The following is a 6,260-nucleotide window of genomic DNA, read 5'->3' on the forward strand; positions in this document are numbered from 1 at the left end:
GCCATGCCCGCCCCGACCCTGATGACCGTCACCGGCTCCACCCTCGTCCTGACCGGCCCGCCGCCGCCCCCGCGTCCGCGCCCCCGCGCGCCCCGGGGCGGCCCCTACCGCCGCCTCTTCGCCCGACCCGGCACCCGCGCCTTCACCACCGGGAACCTCATCGCCCGGCTGCCCATGGGCATGTTCGGGATCAGCGCGGTGATGATGATCGCCGGCCAGCACGGCTCGTACGCCCTCGCCGGGGCGGTCACCGCCACCGGCCTGGCCGCGACGGCCCTCGTCGCGCCGTGGACGGCCCGACTGGTCGACCGCTTCGGGCAGGCCCGGATCGCCGTCCCCGCCACGCTGATCGCGGTCCTCGGTTCGCTCTGCCTGATCGCGTGCGTCCGTACGCAGGCCCCCACCTGGACCCTGTTCGCCTCGTACGCGGCGACGGCCACCACCCCCAACATCGGGGGCATGTCCCGGGCCCGCTGGACCCTGCTGCTGCGCGACGCCCCGGCCGACCACCACACGGCGATGTCCTTCGAGCAGGCCGCCGACGAACTCTGCTACCTGCTCGGCCCGGTCGCCGCCGCGTCGCTGTGCACGCTCGTCTTCCCGGAGGCCGGGACCCTCGTCGCCGCGTCGCTGCTGCTCGTCGGCATGCTGGTCTTCACGGCGCAGCGCGCCACCGAGCCGCCGCCCACCGGGGTCCGCCCCGCCCCCTCCTCGTCTCCGCTGCCCGCCCTGCTGCCGCTCCTCGGCCTCTTCGCCGCCACCGGCGTGATCTTCGGCTCGATGGAGGTCACCTCGATCGCCCACCTCGACGCCCACGGCCTCGGCGCCGCCGCGGGCCCGGTCCTGGCCCTCCAGGCCGCCGGCTCCTGCGCCGCCGGTCTGCTCTACGGCACCCGTCGGCCGCGCGGCCTGCGCGTCTGCCTGGTCGCCCTGTGCGCGGCGATGGCCCTCCCCTGGGCGGCGGCGGCCGGCGGTTCGCTCGTCCCGCTGGCCCTGGCCCTGCTCCTGGCGGGCGCGGCCACGGCCCCGACGATGGTGACGGCCATGTCCGAGGTCCACCGCCGTACGCCCGAGGGGCGCCTCAACGAGGGCATGACCCTCGCCGTCACCGCGATCCTCGCGGGCATCGCCGCGGGCTCCGCGACGGCCGGCGCCGTCGTCGAACATCTGGGCACCACCTCCGCCTACACCCTGCCGGCCGCGGCGGCCCTGGCCGCGCTCCTGATCGGCCTCGCGTCCCGTGCACCCGTCGTACGTACCGGCTGACGCGGCCTCAGGGGCGGACCGCGAGGCCGTCCAGGGTGAGGTCGAGCAGGCGCTCGGCCTGCCGGCGGTGCTCGGCGCCCGCCGAGGTGAGGGCGATGCCTTCGAGCGCGGCGGCGACATCGGCGGGCCCGATGTCGGTACGGATCACCCCGGCGGCCACGCACGCGTCCATGAGCGAGGCGATGGCGCCCTGGATCATCTCCCGGCTGTGTCCGTAGGGGTTGCCCCCGGTCGCGGCGATGATCCGGCAGCGCGACGAGATCGCCATGCCGCCCTCGGCCGTCGCCTCCGCCATCGGTTACGCGATCGAACAGCCCGGCGGCATCGACATCGGCGAGATCATCGTCCGATCCACGGCGCAGGCCTGACCGGATCGTCGGTCGGCCCTCGCACGGGCCTGACCGGATCACCGCCCGGCCCCTGGCACGGGGCCCGACGCCCCGGGCATGACAAAGGCCCCGCAGCCGGAGCCGCGGGGCCTTTGCCCACATGGGATGAGTGGAGATGGCGGGAATCGAACCCGCGTCCAACGGTGCAGAAGCAGGGCTTCTCCGAGCGCATTCCGCTGCGCTTTTCTCAGCCCCGGAGATCACACGGACAAGTCTCCGACGGGCTCAGTCACTGTTTGATTTCCCTCAAACCCCCGTGACCGGGGTTAGAGGTTTAGATCCCTAGTTGACGCCAGGATCCGGACCGGGACCACTTCCGGGCTGACGCTCCTCACAGAGGCTTCAGCTCACTGTTATTAGGCAGCGAGGGTGAAGCGGGAGTTATCGCTCTTGGAGTTGGCGATTATTGTTTGCGACATATGGTTTACGAGATCATTGCCGCTTCCTCGGCTCGCTTCCCCTACATCGACATCCGCTGTCGAAACCGATCATCCCCATGTTTTTTTATCAAGTGACCCCACCCGCGAGCGGGAGGCGCTGACGCCATCGTACGCGAAGTGGACCTCGGGATGCCAGGTGATTACACCGTGCCCCGCTGCTTGCGTCGAACGGCCGCCACGGCGCGGTTCGTCTCGCGGGTGTCCTGCTTCTCCCGCAGGGTCTGTCGCTTGTCGTACTCCTTCTTGCCCTTGGCCAGCGCGATCTCGACCTTCGCGCGGCCGTCCTTGAAGTACAGGGACAGGGGCACGATCGTGTGACCCGACTCCGACGACTTCGAGTCCAGCTTGTCGATCTCCTCCCGGTGCATCAGGAGCTTGCGCTTGCGCCGCGAGCTGTGGTTGGTCCACGTGCCCTGGCTGTACTCCGGCACGTGCACGTTGTACAGCCAGGCCTCGTTGCCCTCCATCGACACGAAGCCGTCCACCAGCGACGCCCGACCCTGACGCAGGGACTTGACCTCGGTGCCCGTGAGCACGAGACCGCACTCGTAGGTGTCGAGGATCGTGTAGTCGTGCCGCGCCTTCTTGTTCTGGGCGATCAGCTTGCGCCCTTTTTCCTTAGCCATAGTGCGGTCATTTTCGCACTACCGACCCACCCTGAGGCCACCCAATACCTTGCGGGCCCGCTCCTCGGTCCCCTCGGCCGCCGACAGGTCGGGGTCGATGCCGCTGCCGTCGAGGCTGCGGCCCGCCGGGGTGCGGTACGTGCCGACCGTCAGCTCGGCCACCGAACCGTCCGGGAGTTCCGTCGGCATCTGCACCGAGCCCTTGCCGAAGGTGCGGCTGCCGACCGTCACCGCGCGGCCCCGGTCCTGGAGGGCGCCGGTGACCAGTTCGGCCGCGCTCATCGTGCCGCCGTCGACCAGGGCCACCAGCGGCCGCGCGGTGTCCCCGCCGGGCTCCGCGTACAGGGCCCGCTCGGAGCCCCGTACGTCGTAGGTGGCCACCAGACCGCCGTCGAGGAACGCGGAGGCCGCGGTCACCGCCTCGGTGACCAGCCCGCCCGGGTTCCCGCGCAGGTCCAGCATCAGGCCCGCGCCCGGCGGGGCCGCGCGGACGGCGTCCCGCACCCGCTCCCCCGAACCCCGCGTGAACGAGGCGACCTTGATGACGGTGACCCCGTCCGCGAGACGGCGCACCGTCACCGGCTCGACGCGCAGTTGCTGCCGGCGGACGGTCTCGGTGAAGTCGGCGCCGGCCCGGCCGAGGCCCAGCACCACCGGGGTGCCCGCCTCGCCGCGCAGGAGGGCCACCACGTCGGCGACCGACAGGCCGGTGACGCCCTTGCCGTCCACGCTCCGCAGCCGGTCGCCCGCCCGCAGCCCGGCCCGGGAGGCGGGGCTGCCGGGCTGTACCCGGTCCACCTCGATCCGGCCGTCGGCGCGGCGCTCGGCCCAGAGCCCGACACCGGTCCAGCGGCCGTCCAGGTCCTCGGCGAAGGCCGCGTACTCGTTCTGGTCGTAGACCATGCCCCAGCGGTCCCCGCTGCGGCTGACGACGTCCTGGGCGGCCTTCTTGCCGGACTTGCCCTCGGCCGCGGCCTCGGCGGCGGCGCGTGCGACGGCGTCCCGGTCGGCGGTGCCCGCCGAGGGCGTGCCCGCGGCCTTGTCGTGCGTGCGGACCACCAGGACCCCCGCCGTGTCCACGGCGTCGGCGCGGTCCCAGCAGCCGGTGCCCGCGGCGGTACCGACGGCCGCGAGGAAAGCCAACGTCAAAGCGGCCCCGCGACGCAGGTCACGGGGCCGGAGACAGAGAGGGGATGGGCCCGGCATGGCGCCGAGTCTAGGACAAGCCCCGCGGCGGCACGGTGGGTTGACCCGACCGCACACGGGGCGCTTGTCACACCTTCAGGTACTTGCGCAACGCGATGAACGCCGCCAGGGAGGGCATCAGCAGCCCAATGGCGAGCACCAGCGGCAGCTTGGTGAGGACGGAGTCCCAGCCGATGAAGTTGATCAACTCCAGCTTGTCGCGGAGCGTCACGCCGTGGTCGATCACGAAGTACTGGCCGGCGCCGAGCATTCCGCAGGCGAGCACCGCGCCGATGAGGCCGGCGACGGCCGCCTCCATGATGAACGGCACCTGGATGTAGAAGCTGGACGCGCCCACCAGTCGCATGATGCCGGTTTCCCGCCGACGGCTGAACGCCGAGACGCGCACCGTGTTGACGATCAGCAGCAACGCCACGATCAGCATGATCAACATGATGCCGAGCGCGGCCCAGTTGAGGGAGCCGAGCAGGCTGAAGAGGCTCTCGACCTCGCGGTTCTGGTCCTGGACCGACTGGACGCCCTCACGCCCCGAGAAGGCGCTGGTGATGACCCCGTACTGTTCCGGGTTCTTCAGCTTGACCCGGAAGGAGTCGGGCATCTGGTCCGGGGTGACGACCGAGGCCAGCGCGGTGTCCCCGTACCGCTCCTTGTAGTGCTTGAACGCCTCGTCGGACGACTCGTACACGACGTTCTGGACGAGGTCGATCTTCTTCAGGTCGGTCTCGATCTGCTTCTTCTGCGCATCGGTGACCGCGCCCTTCTCACAGGGCTGCCTGCCCCGCTCCGACCCGGCGTTGCCCTTGGTGGGGTCGGGCTTGTTCGCGTCGGGCTTCGCCGGGTCCGCTGCGGGCGTCTCGGCGGCCTTGGCGGCGTCGGTGGCGTCCTTGGCGTCGCTCTTGTTGCAGAGGTAGACCGTGACGTTGACCTTGCCGTACCAGTACCCCTTCATCGCGCTGACCTGGTCGCGCATGAGCAGGGAGCCACCGAACAGGGCCAGCGACAGGGCCACGGAGATGATGACCGCGAAGGTCATGGTGAGATTGCGACGGAGACCGACGCCGATCTCCGACATGACGAACTGGGCGCGCATGGCGTCCTTTCAGTGCTGGTAGCCGTAGACGCCGCGCGACTGGTCGCGCACGAGACGGCCCTGTTCGAGTTCGATGACGCGCTTGCGCATCTGGTCCACGATCTGCTGGTCGTGCGTCGCCATGATCACGGTGGTGCCGGTCCGGTTGATCCGGTCCAGCAGCTTCATGATGCCGACGGAGGTCTGCGGGTCGAGGTTGCCGGTCGGCTCGTCCGCGATCAGCAGGGCGGGGCGGTTGACGAAGGCGCGGGCGATGGCCACGCGCTGCTGCTCGCCGCCGGAGAGTTCGCCGGGCATCCGGCTCTCCTTGCCCCCCAGCCCCACCAGCTCCAGGACCTGCGGAACGGCCTTGCGGATCTCGCCGCGCGGCTTGCCGATGACCTCCTGCGCGAAGGCGACGTTCTCGGCCACCGTCTTGTTGGGGAGGAGCCGGAAGTCCTGGAAGACGGTCCCCAGCTGGCGCCGCATGTGCGGGACCTTCCAGTTGGAGAGCTTGGCGAGGTCCTTGCCCAGGACGTGGACCTGGCCGTGGCTCGCCCGCTCCTCGCGCAGCACCAGCCGCAGGAACGTGGACTTGCCGGAGCCGGAGGAGCCGACCAGGAACACGAACTCGCCCTTCGCGATGTCCAGCGAGACATCTCTGAGTGCGGGGCGGCTCTGCTTCGGGTAGGACTTGGAGACACTGTCGAATCGGATCACGGGTGCACCACGGTCGCCGGGAGTAGGTGAGCGTGACCATACGCGAACGGGCGCGGGGTGTGGACCCGGCATCCGGACTTGACCGATATGTCCCGGGTCCGGGGGTGGCCCGATCGCGATTGCCCGGACGGGCCGCGCCGAATGTCGTGGAAGCCGGCACAGTGGTAGGGGGAACGGACCCGTCCCCCTTGCCGTTGTACCAGGGGACGAGAGGAGGAGCGCATGACATATGACCGGCTCGTGTGCGCGAACTGCGCCGCACCCGTCAACCAGGGCCGCTGCCCTGTGTGCCGGGCGAACCGGGAGCGCCTCCAGCAGGAGAGCCCCTTCGCCGGCCTGAATCCCATGGCGCTCATCGCGCTTCTGGTGGTGCTGGTGGCGGCTCTGGCGCTGGTGGCCCAGACCGCGTAGTCCCGACCGCTTAGTGGTCTGCGTCGTAAATCCTTCGGGGGTTGACGTCGGGCTTGGCGTGCGCTTGCCCGTGTCAGGTGTCGAGACCGGTGAGGTGGAGGTGGCAGGCGGTGTCGAGTGCGTCCTCGGGGGT

At 70.6% G+C, this 6,260-nt stretch carries 6 protein-coding genes, 1 other RNA gene and 2 pseudogenes; 3 read left to right on the forward strand and 6 right to left on the reverse strand.

The genetic code is table 11. The features are described 5' to 3' along the window. Positions 1-3 precede the first annotated feature (3 nt). Positions 4-1,266 carry an MFS transporter gene (locus OTB19_RS34120; RefSeq protein WP_267802604.1) on the forward strand — a complete coding sequence of 421 codons (1,263 nt, stop codon included), beginning with the start codon at positions 4-6 and terminating at the stop codon, positions 1,264-1,266. 7 nt (positions 1,267-1,273) lie between these two features. On the opposite strand, the pseudogene OTB19_RS34125 reads toward OTB19_RS34120, so the two are convergent. After that, positions 1,274-1,549, reverse strand: a pseudogene (locus OTB19_RS34125) (TetR/AcrR family transcriptional regulator); the annotation flags it as partial. On the opposite strand from OTB19_RS34125, the pseudogene OTB19_RS43470 reads away from it, so the two are divergent. Continuing rightward, a pseudogene (locus OTB19_RS43470) lies at positions 1,500-1,634 on the forward strand (oxidoreductase); the annotation flags it as partial. The pseudogenes OTB19_RS34125 and OTB19_RS43470 sit on opposite strands and share 50 nt — an antisense overlap. Before the next feature lie 128 nt (positions 1,635-1,762). Here the strand turns inward: OTB19_RS43470 and ssrA are convergent. From ssrA to ftsE, 5 genes are all read right to left on the reverse strand, one after another. Then, positions 1,763-2,151, reverse strand: a transfer-messenger RNA (tmRNA) gene (gene ssrA, locus OTB19_RS34130). Between the two features lie 84 nt (positions 2,152-2,235). Beyond that, positions 2,236-2,721, reverse strand: a complete 486-nt coding sequence (gene smpB / locus OTB19_RS34135) for an SsrA-binding protein SmpB (RefSeq protein ID WP_053679392.1) — start codon at positions 2,719-2,721, stop codon at positions 2,236-2,238. Positions 2,722-2,739: 18 nt separating this feature from the next. After that, on the reverse strand, positions 2,740-3,927 hold the full coding sequence (locus tag OTB19_RS34140) for a S41 family peptidase (protein ID WP_267802605.1): 1,188 nt from the start codon (positions 3,925-3,927) through the stop codon (positions 2,740-2,742). A 67-nt stretch (positions 3,928-3,994) separates the two neighbouring features. Further along, positions 3,995-5,017 (reverse strand): permease-like cell division protein FtsX, encoded by a 1,023-nt coding sequence (gene ftsX / locus OTB19_RS34145; RefSeq protein WP_267802606.1) that lies wholly within the window; start codon positions 5,015-5,017, stop codon positions 3,995-3,997. A 9-nt stretch (positions 5,018-5,026) separates the two neighbouring features. Further along, the gene (gene ftsE, locus OTB19_RS34150) at positions 5,027-5,716 is read right to left on the reverse strand and encodes a cell division ATP-binding protein FtsE (protein WP_053679398.1); all 690 of its coding nucleotides are present in this window, start codon (positions 5,714-5,716) and stop codon (positions 5,027-5,029) included. Between the two features lie 222 nt (positions 5,717-5,938). Here ftsE and OTB19_RS34155 point away from each other — a divergent pair, with 222 nt between their 5' ends. Beyond that, a complete protein-coding gene (locus tag OTB19_RS34155; protein WP_053679400.1) occupies positions 5,939-6,127 on the forward strand; it encodes a hypothetical protein in 189 nt (62 codons plus the stop codon). Positions 6,128-6,260 lie beyond the last annotated feature (133 nt).

Source organism: Streptomyces sp. H27-H5, from assembly GCF_026627505.1.
GTDB lineage: Bacteria > Actinomycetota > Actinomycetes > Streptomycetales > Streptomycetaceae > Streptomyces.

Coding starts and splice junctions, on each gene's coding strand:
- OTB19_RS34120 (WP_267802604.1), top strand. CDS start 4: ATGCCCGCCCCGACCCTGATGACCGTCACCGGCTCCACCCTCGTCCTG.
- smpB (WP_053679392.1), bottom strand. CDS start 2,721: ATGGCTAAGGAAAAAGGGCGCAAGCTGATCGCCCAGAACAAGAAGGCG.
- OTB19_RS34140 (WP_267802605.1), bottom strand. CDS start 3,927: ATGCCGGGCCCATCCCCTCTCTGTCTCCGGCCCCGTGACCTGCGTCGC.
- ftsX (WP_267802606.1), bottom strand. CDS start 5,017: ATGCGCGCCCAGTTCGTCATGTCGGAGATCGGCGTCGGTCTCCGTCGC.
- OTB19_RS34155 (WP_053679400.1), top strand. CDS start 5,939: ATGACATATGACCGGCTCGTGTGCGCGAACTGCGCCGCACCCGTCAAC.